The organism is Pseudonocardia sp. ICBG601, from assembly GCF_020496245.1.
On the sequence record NZ_JAHLJA010000148.1, the window covers coordinates 1,106,848 to 1,126,047 of the forward strand.

Annotated in this window: 20 protein-coding genes; 12 read left to right on the plus strand and 8 right to left on the minus strand. The window is 74.5% G+C overall.

All coding sequences use genetic code 11. The annotated features are described in order from the left end of the window. Together KPL57_RS34495 and KPL57_RS34500 are read left to right on the plus strand one after the other, a co-directional pair. Positions 1–1,500 (plus strand): carboxyl transferase domain-containing protein, encoded by a 1,500-nt coding sequence (locus KPL57_RS34495; protein WP_226354770.1) that lies wholly within the window; start codon positions 1–3, stop codon positions 1,498–1,500. Next, entirely contained in the window at positions 1,482–2,864 is a 1,383-nt protein-coding gene (locus KPL57_RS34500) for an acyl-CoA synthetase (RefSeq protein WP_226354771.1), read from the plus strand. The genes KPL57_RS34495 and KPL57_RS34500 overlap by 19 nt, the downstream gene beginning before the upstream one ends. On the opposite strand, the gene KPL57_RS34505 is transcribed toward KPL57_RS34500, so the two are convergent. Beyond that, on the minus strand, positions 2,857–3,024 hold the full coding sequence (locus tag KPL57_RS34505; protein ID WP_226354772.1) for a hypothetical protein: 168 nt from the start codon (positions 3,022–3,024) through the stop codon (positions 2,857–2,859). The genes KPL57_RS34500 and KPL57_RS34505 overlap by 8 nt on opposite strands. 26 nt (positions 3,025–3,050) lie before the next feature. Between KPL57_RS34505 and KPL57_RS34510 the strand changes: the two genes are divergently transcribed. The 3 genes from KPL57_RS34510 (at position 3,051) to KPL57_RS34520 (ending at position 6,150) form a co-directional block, all read left to right on the plus strand. Then, positions 3,051–3,578 carry a CGNR zinc finger domain-containing protein gene (locus KPL57_RS34510; RefSeq protein WP_226354773.1) on the plus strand — a complete coding sequence of 176 codons (528 nt, stop codon included), beginning with the start codon at positions 3,051–3,053 and terminating at the stop codon, positions 3,576–3,578. 226 nt (positions 3,579–3,804) lie between these two features. Then, a complete protein-coding gene (locus tag KPL57_RS34515) occupies positions 3,805–5,070 on the plus strand; it encodes an aspartate kinase (protein WP_226354774.1) in 1,266 nt (421 codons plus the stop codon). 6 nt (positions 5,071–5,076) lie between these two features. Further along, positions 5,077–6,150: an aspartate-semialdehyde dehydrogenase gene (locus KPL57_RS34520; RefSeq protein WP_226354775.1), complete on the plus strand. Its 1,074-nt coding sequence runs from the start codon at positions 5,077–5,079 to the stop codon at positions 6,148–6,150. Between the two features lie 66 nt (positions 6,151–6,216). On the opposite strand, the gene KPL57_RS34525 is transcribed toward KPL57_RS34520, so the two are convergent. Beyond that, the gene (locus KPL57_RS34525) at positions 6,217–7,161 is read right to left on the minus strand and encodes an endonuclease/exonuclease/phosphatase family protein (RefSeq protein ID WP_226354776.1); all 945 of its coding nucleotides are present in this window, start codon (positions 7,159–7,161) and stop codon (positions 6,217–6,219) included. Positions 7,162–7,383: 222 nt separating this feature from the next. Next, the gene (locus tag KPL57_RS34530) at positions 7,384–8,577 is read right to left on the minus strand and encodes an MFS transporter (RefSeq protein WP_226354777.1); all 1,194 of its coding nucleotides are present in this window, start codon (positions 8,575–8,577) and stop codon (positions 7,384–7,386) included. A gap of 193 nt (positions 8,578–8,770) precedes the next feature. Between KPL57_RS34530 and KPL57_RS34535 the strand changes: the two genes are divergently transcribed. Both KPL57_RS34535 and arsC read left to right on the plus strand, forming a co-directional pair. Then, positions 8,771–10,228 carry a catalase gene (locus KPL57_RS34535; protein ID WP_226354778.1) on the plus strand — a complete coding sequence of 486 codons (1,458 nt, stop codon included), beginning with the start codon at positions 8,771–8,773 and terminating at the stop codon, positions 10,226–10,228. Positions 10,229–10,292: 64 nt separating this feature from the next. After that, positions 10,293–10,637, plus strand: coding sequence for an arsenate reductase (glutaredoxin) (gene arsC / locus KPL57_RS34540; protein ID WP_073575768.1), 345 nt, complete (start codon positions 10,293–10,295; stop codon positions 10,635–10,637). On the opposite strand, the gene KPL57_RS34545 is transcribed toward arsC, so the two are convergent. Next, positions 10,634–12,472: a prolyl oligopeptidase family serine peptidase gene (locus KPL57_RS34545; protein ID WP_226354779.1), complete on the minus strand. Its 1,839-nt coding sequence runs from the start codon at positions 12,470–12,472 to the stop codon at positions 10,634–10,636. The two genes, arsC and KPL57_RS34545, sit on opposite strands and share 4 nt — an antisense overlap. Positions 12,473–12,547: 75 nt before the next feature. Here KPL57_RS34545 and KPL57_RS34550 point away from each other — a divergent pair, with 75 nt between their 5' ends. Further along, positions 12,548–12,958, plus strand: a complete 411-nt coding sequence (locus KPL57_RS34550; protein WP_226354780.1) for a hypothetical protein — start codon at positions 12,548–12,550, stop codon at positions 12,956–12,958. Between the two features lie 11 nt (positions 12,959–12,969). On the opposite strand, the gene KPL57_RS34555 is transcribed toward KPL57_RS34550, so the two are convergent. Continuing rightward, on the minus strand, positions 12,970–13,560 hold the full coding sequence (locus KPL57_RS34555) for a TetR/AcrR family transcriptional regulator (RefSeq protein ID WP_062399584.1): 591 nt from the start codon (positions 13,558–13,560) through the stop codon (positions 12,970–12,972). Between the two features lie 159 nt (positions 13,561–13,719). Between KPL57_RS34555 and KPL57_RS34560 the strand changes: the two genes are divergently transcribed. Further along, positions 13,720–14,886, plus strand: coding sequence for an LLM class flavin-dependent oxidoreductase (locus tag KPL57_RS34560; protein ID WP_226354781.1), 1,167 nt, complete (start codon positions 13,720–13,722; stop codon positions 14,884–14,886). Between the two features lie 18 nt (positions 14,887–14,904). On the opposite strand, the gene KPL57_RS34565 is transcribed toward KPL57_RS34560, so the two are convergent. Then, the gene (locus KPL57_RS34565) at positions 14,905–15,336 is read right to left on the minus strand and encodes a DUF1707 domain-containing protein (protein WP_226354782.1); all 432 of its coding nucleotides are present in this window, start codon (positions 15,334–15,336) and stop codon (positions 14,905–14,907) included. 48 nt (positions 15,337–15,384) lie between these two features. On the opposite strand from KPL57_RS34565, the gene KPL57_RS34570 reads away from it, so the two are divergent. Further along, a complete protein-coding gene (locus tag KPL57_RS34570; protein WP_226354783.1) occupies positions 15,385–15,885 on the plus strand; it encodes a bifunctional 2-polyprenyl-6-hydroxyphenol methylase/3-demethylubiquinol 3-O-methyltransferase UbiG in 501 nt (166 codons plus the stop codon). Between the two features lie 57 nt (positions 15,886–15,942). Here the strand turns inward: KPL57_RS34570 and KPL57_RS34575 are convergent, their stop codons facing one another. Both KPL57_RS34575 and KPL57_RS34580 read right to left on the minus strand, forming a co-directional pair. Beyond that, complete coding sequence (locus tag KPL57_RS34575; RefSeq protein WP_226354784.1) at positions 15,943–16,797, minus strand: excalibur calcium-binding domain-containing protein; 855 nt, start codon at positions 16,795–16,797, stop codon at positions 15,943–15,945. Positions 16,798–16,920: 123 nt separating this feature from the next. After that, on the minus strand, positions 16,921–17,859 hold the full coding sequence (locus KPL57_RS34580) for an NADPH:quinone oxidoreductase family protein (RefSeq protein ID WP_226354785.1): 939 nt from the start codon (positions 17,857–17,859) through the stop codon (positions 16,921–16,923). Positions 17,860–18,038: 179 nt separating this feature from the next. On the opposite strand from KPL57_RS34580, the gene KPL57_RS34585 reads away from it, so the two are divergent. Together KPL57_RS34585 and KPL57_RS34590 are read left to right on the plus strand one after the other, a co-directional pair. Further along, positions 18,039–18,761, plus strand: a complete 723-nt coding sequence (locus KPL57_RS34585) for a TetR/AcrR family transcriptional regulator (protein ID WP_226354786.1) — start codon at positions 18,039–18,041, stop codon at positions 18,759–18,761. 185 nt (positions 18,762–18,946) lie between these two features. Further along, positions 18,947–19,102, plus strand: a complete 156-nt coding sequence (locus tag KPL57_RS34590; protein ID WP_226354787.1) for a hypothetical protein — start codon at positions 18,947–18,949, stop codon at positions 19,100–19,102. The last annotated feature ends 98 nt before the right edge of the window (positions 19,103–19,200 follow it).

Below are 19,200 nucleotides of genomic sequence, written 5' to 3' on the forward strand. Positions count from 1 at the left end.
GTGACGGTCCCCGAGCCCGTCCGTCCGGCGTCGTCCCGCTACCTGGACGCGGTGCTCGACCCCGGCTCCTTCCGGTCCTGGGACACCCCGGCGGGACCCCCGCCCGGGGCGTCCACCGGGTACCGCGCCGAGCTCGACCGGGCCCGTGCCCGCGCCGGGACCGACGAGTCCGTCGTGACCGGCGAGGGCCGGGCCGGCGGGCTCCGGGTGGCGGTGGTCTGCAGCGAGTTCGGCTTCCTCGCCGGGTCGGTCGGCACCGTCGCGGCCGCCCGGATCGTCGCGGCGGCCGGGCGGGCGACGACGGCCCGGCTCCCGCTGGTGCTGGCACCGGCCTCCGGCGGGACGCGGATGCAGGACGGGGCCGCGGCGTTCCTCGCGATGTCGGGGATCGCCCGGGCCGTCGCCGCGCACCGCCGGGCCGGGCTGCCGGTCGTCGTGCACCTGCGGCACCCCACGACCGGCGGGTCGCTCGCGTCCTGGGGGTCGCTCGGGTCGGTCACCGTCGCCGAGCCCGGGGCGCTCGTCGGGTTCCTCGGGCCGAAGGTGTTCCGGGGGCTGACCGGGTCCGCGTTCCCGGACGGGGTGCAGACCGCGGAGAACCTGTACCGGCACGGTGTCGTCGACGCCGTGCTCGACACCGCCGGGTTCGCGGGGTTCCTGCGCCGGGTCGTCGCGCTCACCCGCCACGCCCCGACGCCGGTGCCCCCGGCGCCGGAGCCCGGCCCGGCGCCGGGACCGGTGCCCGACGCGTGGACCTCGGTCACCGCGACGCGGCGCCCGGACCGGCCGGGCGTGCGCGACCTGCTCACCGACCCGGACACCGTGCTGCTGCACGGCACCGGCGCGGGGGAGACGGCCGCGGCGACCGTGCTGTGCCTGACCCGGTTCGGGACGTCGCCGTGCGTCCTGGTCGGGCAGGACCGGACCGCCACCCGTCCGGTCGGGCCCGCCGACCTGCGGGTGGCCCGCCGGGGTGCCCGGCTCGCCGGGGAGCTGGGCCTGCCCCTGGTGACGGTCGTCGACACCGCCGGTGCCGAGCTGTCACCCGCTGCCGAGCAGGGAGCGCTGGCCGGGGAGATCGCGCGCTGCCTGGCCGGGCCCGGCGGGCCGGGGGGTCCCGTCGTGTCGGTGCTGCTCGGGCAGGGCGGCGGCGGTGCGGCCCTGGCGCTGCTGCCCGCCGACCGGGTCCTCGCGGCCCGGCACGCGTGGCTGACCCCGCTCCCGCCGGAGGGGGCCTCGGTCATCGTGCACGGCACACCGGACCGGGCACCGGAGACCGTCGCCGCGCAGCGGGTGCGCAGCGCCGACCTGCTGGCGCTCGGGGCGGTGGACCGGATCGTCGACGAGTGTCCGGACGCCGCCGACGAGCCCGCCGCGTTCGTCGCCCGGATGCGGGCCGCGCTCGCGGAGGAGATCCCGCGCGCCGCGGGCACCCACCCTCCACCGATCTCGTACCGACCCCCACGACCGGGAGACCGACCTTGCTGCTCACCTCGCTGACCGATCCCCGGGACCTGGAGCGTGCCGTCACCGTCGGCGACGACGTGCTGTCCCGCGCCGAGCTCCTCGACCGGGCCGGCCGCCTCGCCGCCGGCATCCCCGACCACGGCCCCCTCGCCGTCCACGCGACCGCCTCGATCGACACCGTCGTCGCCATCACCGCCGCCATCCTCGCCGGCGTCCCGGTCGTGCCCGTCCCGCCGGACTCCGGGCCCGCCGAGCGCGGCCACGTGCTCTCCGACTCGGGTGCGACGGCCTGGGCCGGGGAGCTGCCCGAAGGGGTCGACCTGCCGGTCGTCGTCCCGGGGGCGCAGCCGATCGGCCCGCGCCCGGTCGACCCCGCCGCCACCGCGATGCTGCTCTACACCTCCGGCACCACCGGACGCCCCAAGGGCGCCCAGCTCTCCGGCGCCGCGATCGCCGCCGGCCTCGACGCCCTGTACGAGGTCTGGGACTGGACCCCCGACGACACCGTCGCCCACGGCCTGCCCCTGTTCCACGTCCACGGCCTGATCCTCGGCGTCCTCGGATCACTGCGCCGCGGCTCCCGCGTCGTGCACACCGTGAAGCCGCAACCCGCCCGCTACGCCGCGGTCGACGCGTCGATGTACTTCGGGGTGCCGACGGTGTGGAACCGGATCGTCGACGAACCCGACGCCGCCCGCGCACTCGGCCGGGCCCGGCTCCTCGTCTCCGGCAGCGCACCCCTGCCCGCATCACTGTTCGACCGGATCGCCGCCCTCACCGGGCAGGCACCGGTGGAGCGCTACGGCATGACCGAAACCATGATCACCCTGTCCGCACACGCCTCCGGGGAACGCCGCGCCGGCTGGGTCGGACTGCCCCTCCCGGGCGCCGAGACCCGGCTGCTCCCCGCGTCCGACGAGGCACCCGAGGACGTCCCCGACGACGGCGAGACCGTCGGGCGCCTCGAGGTCCGCGGCCCGATGCTGTTCGACGGCTACCTGAACCGCCCGGACGCGAACGACGAGTGCTGGGCCGGCGAGGGCTGGTTCCGCACCGGTGACCTCGCCGTCCGCGACGCGGGCGGGTTCCACCGCATCGTCGGCCGCGAGTCCACCGACCTCATCAAGTCCGGCGGCTACCGGATCGGGTCCGGCGAGATCGAGGCCGTCCTGCTCGACCACCCCGCCGTGTCCGAGGTCGCCGTCGTCGGCGCCCCCGACCCCGACCTCGGCCAGAAGATCGTCGCCTACGTCGTCGGCGACGGACACGACGCCCAGGCGCTGATCGACCACGTCGCCGCACAGCTGTCCTGGCACAAACGCCCCCGCGAGGTCGTCTTCCTCGACGGCCTGCCCCGCAACCCGATGGGCAAGGTCCAGAAGAAGCTGCTCACCTGAGCCCGCGGGCGCGTCCGGCGCTCGCCGCGACGGTCGCGGTGCGGGGCGCGGCGAGCCGGATCCGCCAGGCCCCGCACCGGCAGCGCTGGTAGCTCACGACGCCGTCGGCGGTGCGGTGCCGCGACGTCGTCTCCCACTCGTGGTCCAGGGGTGTACTCACGACGACGACGTTGCTGTAATGGGTCAGTGCACATCAACCCTTACGGACGTGATCCGGCGCTCCTCGCCGCCGACCTGGTGAACGCGCCGCCGTCGTCGACCGGGGAGCTCGTCGCGCGCTGCCTCGCCGCCGGGGTGACGCGCGACTGGGACCCGGTCGGCGCCGACCTGCCGGCGGTGCTCGACTTCCTGCGCCGGTGGGAGGGGGTCGTCGACGCCGAGCCGGGCGCGGAACGGGCACGGCTGCTCAACGCCCTGCTCGCCGAGTCGACCGGGCCGCCACGCCTCACCGACCACGACGGCCACTGGCACCTGCACCACCGCGACGACGGTCTGGGCCTGGCCGGTGTGCTGCGCGCCCTGCTCGCGACCGGCACCGCCACCCACCTGGCGACCCGGGGGATGGACCGGCTCGGCCGGTGCGCCGCCGAGGGCTGCACCCGCGTCTACGCCGATGTCTCCCGCAACGGCAGGCAGCGCTACTGCAGCGCACGCTGCGGCAACACCGACGCGGTCCGCCGGCACCGCGGCAGGCAGCAGCCCGTCCGGGCCTGAGCCCCCGGTCCGGTGCCGTGCGGCCCGCGCGCATACCCGAGCGCGGGGTCCGCGGGCGAGCCCGTGTGGTCTGGGTCATCGGTGACCGTCCAGATCCTGAAAACGGACGGCGCTCGCCGGTACTGTTCCGTTCCGACCAGCGCCGCCGATGCGTCACCTGCGCATCCCGGCGGTCGAAGAGAGAGCACCCGACGGCTCCACCGCGGAGCCAGGATTGGAGGTCGGCGTGGCCCTCGTCGTGCAGAAGTACGGCGGTTCGTCGGTCGAGAACGCGGAGCGGATCAAGAAGGTCGCCGAGCGCATCGTCCGTACCCGCAAGGAGGGCCACGATGTCGTCGTCGTCGTGTCCGCCATGGGGGACACCACCGACGAGCTGACCGATCTCGCCGAGCAGATCTCCCCGAAGCCCCCGCTGCGGGAGATGGACATGCTGCTCACCTCCGGTGAGCGGATCTCGAACGCACTCGTCGCGATGGCGATCCACGCCCTCGGCGCGGAGGCCCGGTCGTTCACCGGCTCGCAGGCGGGCATGCTCACCACCTCGAAGCACGGTGACGCCCGCATCACCGAGGTGAACCCGTGGCGCCTGCGTGAGGCCCTCGACGAGGGGCACATCGTGCTCGTCGCCGGCTTCCAGGGCATGAGCGCGGACTCCCGCGACATCACCACGCTGGGCCGCGGCGGCTCGGACACCACCGCCGTCGCGCTCGCGGCCGCGCTGAACGCCGACGTCTGCGAGATCTACTCCGACGTCGACGGCGTCTACACCGCCGACCCGCGGATCGTCTCCAAGGCGAGCCTGCTCGAGACGGTGACCTACGAGGAGATGCTCGAGCTCGCCGCGTCCGGCGCCAAGGTGCTGCACCTGCGCGCCGTCGAGTACGCCCGCCGCTACGGCGTCCCGCTGCGGGTGCGCAGTTCCTACAACGACAAGCCGGGCACCCTGGTCTCCGGCTCGATCGAGGAGATCCCGTTGGAGAATCCGATCATCACCGGCGTCGCCCACGACCGGTCCGAAGGCAAGATCACCGTCACCGGTGTGCCGGACACCCCCGGCATGGCCGCGAAGATCTTCCGCACGGTCGCCGACGCGGAGATCAACATCGACATGGTCCTGCAGAACATCTCCAACGTGGCGGACAAGAAGACCGACATCACCTTCTCGCTGCCCCGCACCGACGGTGACACCGCCGTCGCGGCGCTGGAGCGCGCGAAGGCCGAGATCGGGTTCGCCGAGCTGATCTACGACAACGACATCGGCAAGGTGTCCCTGGTCGGCGCGGGCATGCGCAACCACCCCGGCGTCACCGCGAAGTTCTGCGAGGCGCTCTCCGACGCCGGGATCAACATCGAGACCATGAACACCTCGGAGATCCGGATCTCGGTGATCTGCCGCTCCGACCAGCTGGACGACGCGGTGCAGGCGCTGCACGAGGCGTTCGAGCTCGGCGCCGAGGACGACGCGGTGGTCGCCGCCGGAACGGGCCGGTGAGCTGAGATGGCCATGGACAAGCCCGTCCTCGCGCTCGTCGGCGCGACCGGTGCCGTCGGCACCACCATGATCGAGATCATCGACTCCCGCGAGTCGGTGCCGTGGGGCGAGATCCGCCTGATCGCCTCGGCGCGCAGCGCCGGCAAGGTGCTGACGGTCCGCGGCCAGGACATCACCGTCCTGGAGCTCAAGCCCGAGGTCTTCGACGGCGTCGACATCGCGATGTTCGACGTGCCGGACGAGGTCTCCGCCGAGTGGGCGCCGATCGCCGCCTCCCGCGGCGCGATCGCCGTCGACAACTCCGGCGCGTTCCGGATGGACCCCGAGGTCCCGCTCGTCGTGCCCGAGGTCAACCCGGAGAAGGTGACCGAGCGGCCCAAGAGCATCATCGCCAACCCGAACTGCACGACGCTGTCGATGATGGCGGCGATGGGTGCGCTGCACCGCGAGTTCGGGCTCGAGGCGCTGGTCGTGTCGTCGTACCAGGCCGCGTCGGGTGCCGGTCAGCCCGGCATCGACCAGCTGCAGGCCGAGCTGTCCGCGGTCGCCGGCAAGGACCTCGGGAAGGCCGCCGGCGACGTCGCGGCCGTCCTGACCGAGGCCGGGATCCCGGTCGGCGGCGACTCGCCGTTCCCGGCTCCGCTGGTGCTCAACGTCGTGCCGTGGGCCGGCTCCCTCAAGGACGACGGCTGGTCGTCGGAGGAGCTGAAGGTCCGCAACGAGTCCCGCAAGATCCTCGGGATCCAGGAGCTCAAGGTCTCCGCGACCTGCGTGCGCGTCCCGGTCGTCACCACGCACGCGCTGGCGATCCACGCGACCTTCTCCTCGGAGGTCTCGGTGGACGCCGCCCGCAAGGTGCTCGGCGCGCAGCCGACGATCGTCGTCAAGGACGACCCGGCCGCCGGCGAGTGGCCGACCCCGGCCGACGCCGTCGGCGGGGACCCGACCGTGGTGGGCCGGATCCGGCAGTCGCTGGACTTCCCGAACACCCTGGAGCTGTTCGTGTGCGGGGACAACCTGCGCAAGGGTGCAGCCCTGAACACCTACGAGGTGGCGGAGACGGTCGCCGCGGCCGGCTGACCTCCTCCGTACCTACGACGGCCGCCGTCCCGGAGCCCGGGGCGGCGGCCGTCGTCGTGTGCGGGTCTAGGGCAGGCGCAGCGTCGCCACGATCGCGCGGTGGTCGGTGCCGGGCACCAGCCGCGTCCCGAACGACTCGGCGGCGATCCCGCCGTTGTAGACGATGTGGTCGATCTGCGGCCCCAGCCACGACGGCGCCCAGGTCGGCCAGGTCCCGGCCAGCCCGTTGCCGGTCTGCGAGCCCGCGTCGCCGCAGCCCTGGATCGCGTTGCGGAACACCGAGTGGTCGAGGCTCGCGTTGAAGTCGCCGGCGACGATCGCCGGGCTCGTCCCGGAACACCACTTCGCGACGGTCTCCAGGTCCGAGCGCCACTGCCCGACCGAGCGCGGGACCGGGGCGACGGAGTGGAACGCGACGAAGCGCAGGTTCCCCAGGCCGCCGCCGGTGATCTCGATGTAGTCGAAGCGGACGTCCTTGCCGATCCGGGTGCGGACGTCGCCGAGCCGGTTCGACCAGGCCACGGTGTTGCCGGTGACGTCGCGGTCCCAGCGGTCGACGCTGGACGCCGTCCGGTAGCCCAGCGGCTCCAGCAGCGGCGCGATCTCGCTCTCGTAGCGGCCGCCCGCCTCCGGGATCGAGACGACGTCGGGGTTCTCCGCGGCGACGAGCGCGGCGAGCGACTGCGTGTCGGCGTTGCCCTCGTAGACGTTGAGCGCCAGCACCTTCAGCGGGGTCCCGCCGGTGGGCGCGGGGCCCGCCACGGTGCGGGGGAGCACCAGCGCGGCGCCGACCAGCGCGACCAGCGCGAGGACGACCGGGACCGGCCAGAACCGGCGGGCGGCCAGGGTGATCAGGAGGCCGATCACGACCAGCACGCCGAGCGCGGCGACCATCAGCGGCCGGAAGGCGATGACCTGCGCGAACGGCGAGTGCGCGTCGAGACCGACGAGGTCGGGCAGCGTCGCGAGCGCGGCGGCGGCACCGAGGAACAGCGCGAACCCCCAGCGCACCCGACCTCCCCGACGACGGGGCCGCCCACTCGGGATGGGCTGGGTCTCGGAGTCGGGGTGGGGCGGTGCGCTCACTCGGTCCAGTCTGCCCGAGGGGCACACCTGCCCGCCGCGTCCGGACGGTGCGCTGCGCCGATCGTCTGTGGACTCTCTCAGTGTCCGACTTGCGCGACCGCTCGTCGACCGTCTCGGTGACGCCGACGGCCGTGCAGCCCCGGCCGGTCAGGCCCGGGCGCGCAGCAGCGGCGCCGCCACCCCGGCGGCGACGACCGCGACCGACCCGCAGACCAGCATCGCCACGCCGGGAGAGGCGGTGTCGACCAGCACCCCCGCCAGCGGGGTCGCGATGGCGATGCCGAGCGTCGTCGCGGAGCCCTGCAGGCCGGTGACCAGGCCACGCACCCGGTCCGGGGCGAGGTCGCCGATCGCGGCACTGCCCGCCGCGAGCGTCGACGCGGTCGCCAGACCCGCGGGGAGCAGCAGGAACAGCAGGCTCCACCACGACCAGGCCAGTGCCGCCGGGAGCGTCGCCAGCCCGAGCGCGGCGAGCAGCAGCGGCAGCGGCAGGCCGCGGCGGGCGCTGCCGTAGAGGAACCCGCCGACCAGCGACGCCAGGCACCACACGGCGTTGACCAGCGCGATCGCCCACGCCTGCCCGGAGGAGGTGAGGGCGGCGATGAACGCGAACTCGGTGCCCATGATCGCGATCACCGCGGCGGTCACCGCCAGCAGCGCGCCGACCAGCGGCCGGGTCAGCCAGCTGCGCAGCGGAGGGCGGGGGCCGGTGCGGGCGGCCCCCTCGCCGTCGGCGCGGACCGGTGGGTCGAGCCGCCACAGCGCGATCCCGGCCAGGACGAACCCGGCGCCGATCACGCGCATCGTCGTCGCCGAGCCCAGCCACACCGTCAGCAGCGACCCGACGGCGGGCCCGGTCATGTAGGAGATCTCGACGGTCATCGAGTCCAGCGCGAACGCGGGGCGGCGTCGTCCGGCCGGGACGGCGGCCGCGATGACCTGCCGGACCAGGGAGAACACCGGGAGGGTCAGGATGCCGGCGACGAAGGCGGCGCCGAGCAGACCGGCGTAGCCCAGCAGCGGCGCGACCGACCAGAACAGCAGGCCCGCGGTCATCGTCAGCGCCAGGACCGGGCGCAGCCCGTGCCGGTCGACCACCGTGCCGAGCAGCGGGGCGCCGATCGCCATCCCGGTCGGGACCGCGGCGGCGACGAGCCCGGCGGCGCCGAAGCCGTAGCCGAGCGTGGTGACGGTGTGCAGGGTCAGGGTGACGCCGACGGCCGTCGCGGGGATGCGTGCGGCCATGCCGATCGCGGTGATCGCACCGACCCCGGGCAGGCGCAGCACGTCGGCGAACGCGCCCAGGCCGGCGCGGGGTGCGGTGGCGGCGGTGTCGGGCACGACCCCATCCTGACCCGCGCCCGGTCGTCGTCGCGCACCGGTTTCGGGTTTCGGCCGGGACCGCACGGGAAGTCCCTGGGGGAACGGACACCGCCGACCGCGACGCGGCCGCGCAGCCGCGGGAGCGTCCCGGTCGCCCCGGCGGGGCACCGCCCGCCCGCCCCACCCACCACGCGCACGAGGAGGCTCGGCCGTGACCACGTCGCACCAGCCCAAGCCCACCACCACGGACTCCGGCAGCCCGGTCGCCAGCGACGAGCACTCGCTGACGATCGGCCCCGACGGCCCGCTCCTGCTCAACGACCACTACCTCATCGAGCAGATGGCGAACTTCAACCGGGAGCGCATCCCGGAGCGTCAGCCGCACGCGAAGGGCGGTGGGGCGTTCGCGCGGTTCGAGACCACCGAGGACGTCTCGCAGTACACCAAGGCCGCGTTCCTCCAGCCCGGCGTCGAGTCCCGTGGCGTGATCCGTTTCTCGACCGTCGCCGGTGAGCGCGGCAGCCCCGACACCTGGCGCGACCCGCGCGGTTTCTCGCTGAAGCTGTGGACGACCGAGGGCAACTGGGACATGGTCGGCAACAACACGCCGGTCTTCTTCGTCCGCGACCCCATGAAGTTCCAGCACTTCATCCGCAGCCAGAAGCGGCGCGTCGCGAACAACCTGCGCGACCACGACATGCAGTGGGACTTCTGGACGCTGTCGCCGGAGTCGGCGCACCAGGTCACCTGGCTCATGGGTGACCGGGGCATCCCGAAGACCTGGCGGCAGATGAACGGCTACTCCAGCCACACCTACAGCTGGATCAACGAGGCCGGCGAGATGGTCTGGGTGAAGTACCACTTCAAGTCCGACCAGGGCGTGGAGTGCCTGACCCAGGACGAGGCCGACACCCTCGCCGGCTCGGACCCCGACTACCACCAGGCCGACCTCTACAACGAGATCGAGGCGGGCAACCACCCGTCCTGGACGCTGTACGTGCAGGTCATGCCGTTCGCCGACGCGAAGACCTACCGGTACAACCCGTTCGACCTGACCAAGGTGTGGCCGCACAGCGACTACCCGCTGATCAAGGTCGGGAAGCTGACGCTGGACCGGAACGTCGAGGACTACCACGCCGAGATGGAGCAGGCCGCGTTCGAGCCGAACAACCTGGTGCCCGGCACCGGGCTGTCGCCGGACAAGATGCTGCTCGCCCGCGGGTTCTCCTACGCCGACGCCCACCGCGCCCGGCTCGGTGTCAACTACAAGCAGATCCCGGTCAACGCGCCCCGCAGCGAGGTGAACAACTACCAGAAGGACGGCGCCATGCGGATCACGAACACCCGTGACCCGATCTACGCGCCGAACTCCTACGGCGGCCCGGCGGCCGACCCGAAGCGGGTCTCCGAGGCCCTCTGGTACGCCGACGGCGACATGGTCCGCAGTGCGTACTCCCTCCGCGAGGAGGACGACGACTGGGGCCAGGCCGGGATCATGGTCCGCGAGGTCTTCGACGACGCCGCCCGCGAACGGTTCGTCGGCAACGTCGCCGGGCACCTGCTCGACGGCGTGACCGAGCCCGTCCTGCAGCGCGCCTTCGAGTACTGGCGCAACGTCGACAAGGACATCGGCGACCGGATCGAGCAGGCCGTCCGCAACGGCGGCTGACCGCTCGGCACGGCGACGGCCCCGGGGGACACCCCGGGGCCGTTGTGCGTCCTAGGCTCGGCAGGTGGAGATCTGGCACAACCCGCGCTGCTCGAAGAGCCGCGCCGCCCTCGCGCTGCTGACCGACCGCGGCGTCGAACCGACGGTGCGGCGCTACCTCGACGACCCGCCGACCCGCGCCGAGCTGGAGCGGGCCCTGGCCGCGCTCGGCACCGAGGACCCGCTCGCGATCACCCGCACCGGCGAGCCCGCGTTCCGCGAGCAGGGCCTCGCCGGCGCCGACCGGGACACCCTGCTCGACGCGCTGGCCGCCGAGCCGAAGCTGATCGAGCGGCCCGTGGTGATCGACGGCGACCGGGCCGTCGTCGGCCGGCCGCCGGAGAACGTGCTGGGCCTGCTCGGCGACTAGCCCAGCGCCCGCCGCACGAAGTCGACCTCGGTCGCGATCAGGTCCAGCTGGTCGGACACCACCAGCGAGCCGTGCCCGGCGTCGAACCGGCTGACCTCGTAGGTCACGTCCCCGCGTCCGGCCAGCGCGTCGAGGTAGTTGTCGATCTGCCGGATCGGGCAGCGCGGGTCGTTCTCCCCGGCCAGCACCAGGACCGGTACGCGGACCTCGTCGACGTAGGTCAGCGGCGAGGCCTCCCGGTAGAGGTCGGGCAGCTCGTCGGGGGAGCCGCCGAACAGCGCCCGGTCGAACGCGCGCAGCTGCTCCATCTCGTCGGCGTAGGCGGCGACGTAGTCGGCCACCGGCACCCCGGCGACGGCCGCGGCCCACCGCTGCGGCTGCGTCCCGGCGGCGAGCAGCGACAGGTACCCGCCCCAGGACCAGCCGTCGACGGCGCAGCGGTCCGGGTCGACGGTGCCGTCGGCGACCAGCGCGTCCTGGACGGCGGCGACGTCCTCCAGCTCGGTCAGCCCCGGCCTGCCCTCGATCGCGTCCCGCCAGGCCGAGCCGTAGCCGGTGGAGCCCCGGTAGTTGACCTCGACGACGGTGAACCCGGCCTCGACCCAGGTCGCGCGGCCGGCGTCGAAACGGTCCTCGTCGGCGGCGTGCGGGCCGCCGTGCAGCACGAACACCGCGGGCGCCGGACGGCCGTCGACGCGCGGCGCCTCGGCGACCAGGCTGTGCACCTGCCCGGCCGGGACCCCGGTCCACACGTCGCGGACGGCGACCGAGCCGGGCGGGCGCTCGCCGGGCGGGGCGACCAGGACGTCGTCGGTGCCGTCCGGGCGCAGCCCCCGGATCTGCGACGGGGTGGCCGCCGACGAGGCGGAGTACTCCACGGTGCCGTCGTCGCGGACCTCGGCGGACCCGACGCAGCCGGGCGCGGTGGGCAGCTCGGTCAGCTCGCCGGAGGCCAGGACGTAGCGGAACAGCCGGGTGCGGGCGGCGTGGGTGTGCGCGACGAGCAGCGCCGAGGCGTCCGGGACGAACCCGCCGACCAGCTCGCCGGGCAGGTCGACCGCGAGCTCGGTGACCTCACCGGTGGTCGGGTCCCAGACCAGAAGCTCGTCGCGTCCGCGGCGCTCGTGGCCGACGAGCAGCCGCTGGTCGCCCGCGAGGGGGGAGAACTCCAGCGCGGCGAGGCCGCGGCCGGGCCCGTCGTGCAGCTCGGCGACGGTGTCCCCGGTGGCGACGTCGAGCACCCGCAGCGACGGGTGGCGGGAGTCGCCGTGCTCGGAGTGCGAGATCGCCAGCAGCGTCTCGTCCTCCGACAGCGCGCCGACGCCCGCGTCCTCGGTGTGCCGGTAGATCTCCCGGGCGTCGGTGCCGGAGCCGCGCTCGTGCACCGACAGGACGGTGCCGTCGTCGGTGGACACCCCGATCGCGGTGACCCGGCGGCCGATCTCCAGGCCCGCCGGGTAGCCGTCGCCCGCGCCGGGGACGGCGGGCACGGTGTCGGTGCCCGCACCGGAGGACCACGGCTGGGCGACCCAGTGGCCGAACTCGTCGCCGTCGGTGTCGGCGAACCACCAGACGTGCCCGCCGTCCGGCGGCAGCACGGCCGAGGTGGTGCCGTTGCGCCGGTCGGTGACCTGGCGGTGCTCCCCGGAGTCGCGGTCCCAGGCGTGGATCTCGAAGGTGCCGGTCGCGTTGGAGACGTAGACCGAGCGGGCCGGTGCGTCGCGGGCCCAGCCGGGGCGCGACATGCGCGCCGCGGTGAACCGGGACCGCCAGCGCTGCTCGCGCTCGTCGTCGAAGAGCGTCGGGGGAACGGGGGCGCTGGGGTGCGGGCTCACGACCCGATCGTGCCGAACGCCACGAACGGGTGCACCGGGCGGGGTCGTCGGCCGCGCATCCGGCAGCATGGAGGCATGCGGAGACCGGCCCGGCTGCTGCTCGCCGGGGTGCTCGTCCTCTCCCCGGCCGCTGCGGGCTGCGGTGCGGTCGGATCGACCGCCGGCACCGTCGCGAGTGGCCCGACGGTCACCGCCCAGGCCGACTCGCACGGCCTCACCGCCGTCCGGTTCGACCACTCCGCGACGCATCCGGAGCCCGCCGTCCCGACGGTGCGGGTGCGCCGCGGGACGACGGTGGTGCTCACCGTCGGCAGCGACGTCGCGCGCCGGGTGCTGGTGCCGGAGCAGGGCCGCGCCGTCGACGTCAGCGCCGGGGGCACGGTCACCCTGCGCTTCCTCGCGCTGGGGACGTTCACCGTGCGGGTGGCCGAGCCCGGCGCGGTCCGCGGCGGGACGATCATCGGCCGGGTCGAGCCCTGGCACTGACCCGCCGGGGATCAGGCGAAGGCGTCGGCCCGGTCGGCGATGGCGCGCAGGCCCTCGGCGATGTCCACACCCGACGGCGCGGTGTCGGGGTCGAGCATCCACTGGACCATGAGCCCGGTGAGCAGCGCCTGGTAGACGGAGCCGAGCACGTGCACGCGGCGGTCCGCGGCGGCCGGGTCGTCGGGCAGCGTGTGGAAGGTCAGGGCCAGGCCCTCACGGACCTCCCGCTGGGCCTCGGCGAGCTTCGCGCGCAGCTCCGGCAGCCGCTCGGCCTGGGCGAGCGCCTCGACGTGGGTGGCCCACAGGCGTCGCTGGGTGGAGAACAGGCCGACCACCCGGCTCCAGGTCTCCTCGACCCGGCGCTGCGGGTCGGTGGTCCCGCCCGCGGGTTCGGCGAGCGCCCGGTCGAGCTCCTCGCCCCAGGCCGTCGTCGCCCGCAGCAGGGCCTCGGTGAGCAGGGCGTCCTTGGAACCGAAGTGGTAGCCGATGGAGGCCAGGTTCGTCCCGGAAGCGGCCACCACGTCCCGTGCGGTCGTGCGGCCGAACCCCTTCTCGTAGAGGCACTGCGCGGCCCCGTCCAGAAGCTCCTCGCGGTGTCCCATGATCGCGGAACCTATCGGGTCGTCACGGACGTCCGTACACCGGCCGTTCACCCGGTCTGCCACTGTCGTGCAACGCTTGCGTGACGCCGGTCACGGCGGGTAGGGACTGTCGTGGCGGTGTCCTCGACGGAGTGGGCACCGGACCGACGAGGAGTCACCGTGAGCAGACTGCGATTCGGCACCTTCCTGGCCCCGTTCCACCAGCCCGGTCAGAACCCCACCCTCGCGCTGCAGCGCGACCTCGAGCTCGTCGAACACCTCGACCGGCTCGGCTTCGACGAGGCGTGGATCGGCGAACACCACTCCGCGGGCTCGGAGATCATCGCCTCGCCCGAGATCTTCATCGCCGCGGCGGCGGAGCGGACCCGGAACATCAGGCTCGGGACCGGCGTCACCTCCATCAGCTACCACAACCCGCTGTGGGTGGCCGACCGCATGGTGATGCTCGACCACCTCACCCGCGGACGCACGATGCTCGGCTGCGGGCCCGGCTCGCTGCCCACCGACTCGTCGATGATCGGCCTGAACCCCACCGACACCCGTGAGCTGCTCGAGGTGAACCTCGACATCATCATGCGGCTGCTGCGCGGCGAGGTCGTGAACGCCGAGACCAGGACCCACAACCTGATCGACGCCCAGCTGCAGCTCGCGCCCTACAGCGACCCGTGCTTCGACATCGCGGTCGCCGCCGTCGCGTCCCCGACCGGGCCGCGAATGGCGGGGCAGCACGGGATCGGCCTGCTGTCCATCGGCGCCACCCTCACCCAGGACGGCTTCGACGCGCTGGCCCACCACTGGAGCGTCGTCGAGGAGCGCGCCGCCCACCACGGGCAGCCCGCGCCGGACCGCAGCAAGTGGCGCCTGGTCGGCCTCATGCACGTCGCCGAGACCCGGGAACAGGCCTACCGCGAGGTCGAGTACGGCATCGAGCACTGGTTCCGCTACTTCCAGAAGGTCGCGGCCTTCCCGCAGATGGCGGTCGAGGGCGGCGACGCCAAGGAGATGATCGACTTCATCAACGACGCCGGGATCGGCGCGATCGGCACCGTCGAGGACGCGAAGGCCCAGGTGCAGAAGCTCGTCGACCAGTCCGGCGGGTTCGGCGCGATGCTGCTGCTCGGCCACGAGTGGGCCAACCCGGAGGCGACGAAGCGGTCCTGGGAGCTCATCGCCCAGTACGTCGTGCCCGAGTTCCAGGGGCAGGCCGCGGGCACCCTGGCGGCCAAGGACCGGGCCAGCTCCACGCGCGAGAAGCACGCGCAGACCCAGCTCGACGCCGTCGACACCATGACCAAGCGCTACGAGCAGGAGAAGGCGGGCAGCTGACGGGCTCCGGCGCGGCGGCTACCGGCCGCCGCGCCGCGGGCGTCCCGCGCCCGCGACCCACAACGTCAGCAGCACCGCACCGGACGGCGCGGAGAAGACCAGGAACCACCACGGGCTCAGGTCGGTCAGCAACGCCAGCACCGAGGTCCCGGCGGCGGCCGCGGCGGTGATGCACAGCCAGATCACCGTCAGGACCCGCATCGCGACGCCCCCGGCCGTCGCGGAGAACACCACACCGTCGCGCCGGGACGGGGCCGAGGAGGCGGGCAGGTCCCGGGTGACCCGGCCCAGGTCGCCGCGGGTGCGCATCCGCCAGACCTCGGTCAGGCGCTCGTCGTACTCGGTGAGGTCGAGGTAGCCCTCGGCGTGGGCGGCGCGCAGCCGGTCGGCGACGGCCTGGCGTTCGGCGTCGGAGATACGGATCTGCTCGGGTCCCACCACCTCGTCCACCTCCTCGATGATGCCTGTCCGCGCCGGGTCCGTGCCACGATCGCCGGTGTGGCGACGCGGGTGGTCCCGGCTCGGGCGCGGTTCGCGGCCGCCGTCGTCGGGGCGCGGCCCGGCACCCGTGTGCTGGAGGTGGGCTGCGGACCGGGGGCGGTGGCGTCGTTGGTCTGCCCGCGGCTCGACCCGGTCGCGGGCGGCGGGATGCTCGCGGTGGACCGCTCGGCCGTCGCCGTCGCGCGGACCGCCGAACGCTGCGCGGCCTTCGTCGACGCCGGCGTGCTCACCGTCGTGCGGTCCGACCTGGCCGGGCTGCGGATCGAGGACGGCACGGTCGACGTCGCGCTCACGGTGAACGTGAACCTGTTCTGGACCCGTGACCCCGGCCCCGAGCTGGAGGTGCTGCGCGCGCTGCTCGCTCCGGGAGGGGTGCTGCACGTGCTCTACGAGGGCGCTCCGCCCGCGGCCGTTGCAGCGGGGCTGCGCCGGCACGGATGGGACACGGTTCCGGTGTCCGGCGACGGCGGGGCCGGGGTGACGGGCCGGCCGGCCTGAAACCGGGCCGGTGCCCGGCGGGACCGCCCCGCCGGGCACCGTGTCACGTGGGTCGGCTCACTCGCAGGCGATGCCGTCGCCGTCGCGGTCGAGGCCCGAGCGGTAGCCCGGGTCGCCGCTGCTCAGCGGGGCCGCCCCGGCGGCGCGGGCCGCGGCGCAGTTCTTGTAGTAGGCCGAGCCGCCGCCGGACGAGCCGGAGGACGACGAGCCGGAGGAGACCAGGGGCTGCGGCGCGGCCGGGACGTAGGGCCGGTCGACGTCGGTGTCGGCGACCAGCGGCGCAGCCGGCGAGGCGGACTCGGCGACCGGGGCGCTCTGCGGCACGACGACCGGAGCGGGCGGGACGGGCGGGGCGGCTGCCTCGCCGATCGTGATCGGGTCACCGGCGGAGGCGAGCGCCGCGGGGCCGGGCAGCTGGGTGGTGACGGTCCCGGCGGCGACCCCGGCGACCGAGCCGGTCGACGGGCCGAGGACGACCTGGGTGAACCCGGCGGCACGGAGCGTGTCCCGCGCCTGCACGTCGGTCATCCCGACGACGTTGGGCACCGTCAGCAGCACCGGCGCCGCCGGGGCGGCGGGAGCGGCCGGGGCCGCCGCGAGCGGTCGCACCGGAGCGGTGGCCGCGCCGACGATCCCGATGACGGTCATGAGCACGCAGAGCGCGGTGGCCGTCCAGCCGAGCACGATCCCGACCGTCGAGCGGCCCGGCGTCGACGCCCCGCCGGCCCGGAACCGGGCGCGGCCGGTGTGCGACAGCAGTGCGGCGGGCACCGTGACCAGCAGGCCGAACACCGGCACGAACCCGACCACCATGCCCAGCACCGACAGCCAGAAGCCCGCGGTCGCGGGGGTGTTCCCGCGGTGCGCCGGAACCGGCTCGGCGACGGTGGCCCAGGGCTGGGTGGCGGTCATGGGAGGTCCTCTCGTGGTGGCCCGACCGGAGCTGCTCCCGCTCCGACGAACGGCCTATCGAGAGGTGTGACGCGGCCATTACCGCCTGTCATCAGCGTTGATGACGGCGCCGACCACGCCGGGTCAGGGCGTGAGCACGAGCTTCCCGACCGCGGAGCGCTCGGCGTACGCGCGGGTCGCGGTCGCCGCGTCGGCCAGGGGCAGGGTCCGCGGGCGGGCCGGGTTCAGCTCCCCGGCACCGATCCGGCGCAGCACGTCCTCGGCCAGGTCCCGCGACGCGGCGGGGTCGGTGCGCGACCAGTCGCCCCAGTCGACGCCGACGACGGTCCGGTTCCGCAGCAGCACGACGTTCGCGGGCAGCTTCGGGATCGCGCCGGAGGTGAAGCCCAGCACGCAGAACCGGCCGCCGGAGCCCAGCGCCCGCAGCGCGGCCTCCGCGGCGTCGCCGCCGACCGGGTCGATCACGACGTCCGCGCCCCCGCCGGTGTGTTCGCGGATCGTGTCCTTGAGGGCGTCGTAGCCGACGGCGGCCTCGGCCCCGGCGGCGAGCGCGGCCGCGCGCTTGTCCGGTGTGGACGCGACGGCGAGCACCCGCGCCCCGGCGGCGCGGGCGTGGTCCACCGCGGCCTGCCCGATCCCCCCGCTCGCCCCGAGCACGACGACCCACTCGCCCGGGCGGACGGTGACCCGGTCCCGGAAGGCGAAGGCGATCGTCCCGTGGCTCTCCATCGAGCTGGCCGCGACGCCCGCGTCGACCCCGTCGGGCACCGGGACCAGGCGGTCCTCCGGGACGACGACGTGGCTGGCGAACCCGCCGAAGCTCGTGAGCAGGGCGGCGACCCGCCTGCCGTCCGGGGTCGTCCCGGCGACCGCGGTGCCGGGTGTGAACGGCAGCGGCGGTCGCAGCTGGTAGCCGCCGCGGGCGATCAGCCCGTCGACGAAGCTGACCGCGGCGGCCTCGACGGCGACGAGCACCGCACCCGGTCCCGGCTCCGGGGCCGGCTCCTCCACCAGCTCGAACCGCTCCGGATCGGCGAACTCCCGGCAGACCACCCGTCGCACCACGCCTCCTCGCGTCGCCCACTGCGTCCGTGGGCGAGCCTCGCACGCGGGTGCCCGGCGGTGATCGTCGGTGTGGCCGCGGTCATGAACCGCGCCGCGCCGGGTCGACCGGCGGCCTTCGTGATCCACTGTCGCCCGGGGCCCGGCCTTCCTCCCACCGGGCCCGCCGAGGGAGGAGCATGGTGGGCGTGTCGTCCGACCGCACGGAACCCGGGGCCGCGGACGACCTCCGGTCCGACGGCCGCAGTACGCGCTGGGACGCGCACCGCGCGCGCCGTCGGGAACAGGTGGTCGACGCGGCGCTGGCCGTGCTGGGCCGCGACGGGCAGGACTTCGGCCTGGACCAGGTGGCGCACGAGGCCGGCGTGACCAAGCCGGTGATCTACCGGCACTTCGGCGACCGGGCCGCGCTGCTCGACGCGATGGCCGAGCGGGCGACCGACCGCCTGATGGAACGGCTCATGCCCGCCATCTACCGGGAGAGCGCGGCGTGGACGCGCATCCACGACTCGATCGACGCGGTCATGGGCTTCCTCGACGACTCGCCGGGCGTCGACCTGCTGTTCCGCCGCCGCCTCCCCGGCCAGCGGGGCGAGGTCGTCGACGCGGGCCGGGAGTTCATCGCGTCCGCGCTGACCGGCCTGCTCGGGTCCTACGCCGAGATGCTCGACGTCCACGAGCCCGATCTGGTCCGGGTGTGGTCGCAGTCGATGGTCGGTGCGGTGCAGGCGACCGCGGAGTGGTGGCTGCGTGGCCGGACGACCGGGGACGCGCCGGGCCGCGACGTCGTCACCCTCCACCTGACGGACCTGATCTGGGCGCAGATCGAGGGCATGGCCCGGCGGCGGGGGTTGACTCTGAGTCCCGAATCACTACTCCCCGTGAGGGTTGAGCCGAAATAGGCGTTACTCCGCGTATAGGGTACCGTCGCGAGCCGGTCGTCCCGGCAGGTCTCGGACCCTCGTGGCGACCGCCGGATGTATCTGCGCACGGGCCCCGTCGACGGGGAACTCCGGGCGCGCAGTCGTGCGGAGGGGGAGCCATGTCCGAGGGGGCGAACGGCGGGGGTCGGCCGGGTCCGAAACCGGTGCCGGTCGACGATCTGGCACCGGGTGGGCCGCGGGCGAAGGCCCAGGGCTGCCTGTGTTCGGTGCTCGCGAACGCGGCGTTCCGGGCCGGGGCCGAGAGCAGGCCCTGCATCGATCCGCGCTGCCCGATGCACGCCGACCCGTCCGAGGACTGAATCCCGCCACGGTGGGGCGCCTCCGGCGCTCCGCCCTTCCGGGCAGGGCGGGGTGCACCTCGGGGGATGTGTCCCCGCCCTGCCGCTTCCCATCCGCA

Coding starts and splice junctions, on each gene's coding strand:
- KPL57_RS34555 (WP_062399584.1), bottom strand. CDS start 13,560: ATGGGACACCGCGAGGAGCTTCTGGACGGGGCCGCGCAGTGCCTCTAC.
- KPL57_RS34575 (WP_226354784.1), bottom strand. CDS start 16,797: ATGACCGCCACCCAGCCCTGGGCCACCGTCGCCGAGCCGGTTCCGGCG.
- KPL57_RS34520 (WP_226354775.1), top strand. CDS start 5,077: ATGGCCATGGACAAGCCCGTCCTCGCGCTCGTCGGCGCGACCGGTGCC.
- KPL57_RS34550 (WP_226354780.1), top strand. CDS start 12,548: ATGCGGAGACCGGCCCGGCTGCTGCTCGCCGGGGTGCTCGTCCTCTCC.
- KPL57_RS34585 (WP_226354786.1), top strand. CDS start 18,039: ATGGTGGGCGTGTCGTCCGACCGCACGGAACCCGGGGCCGCGGACGAC.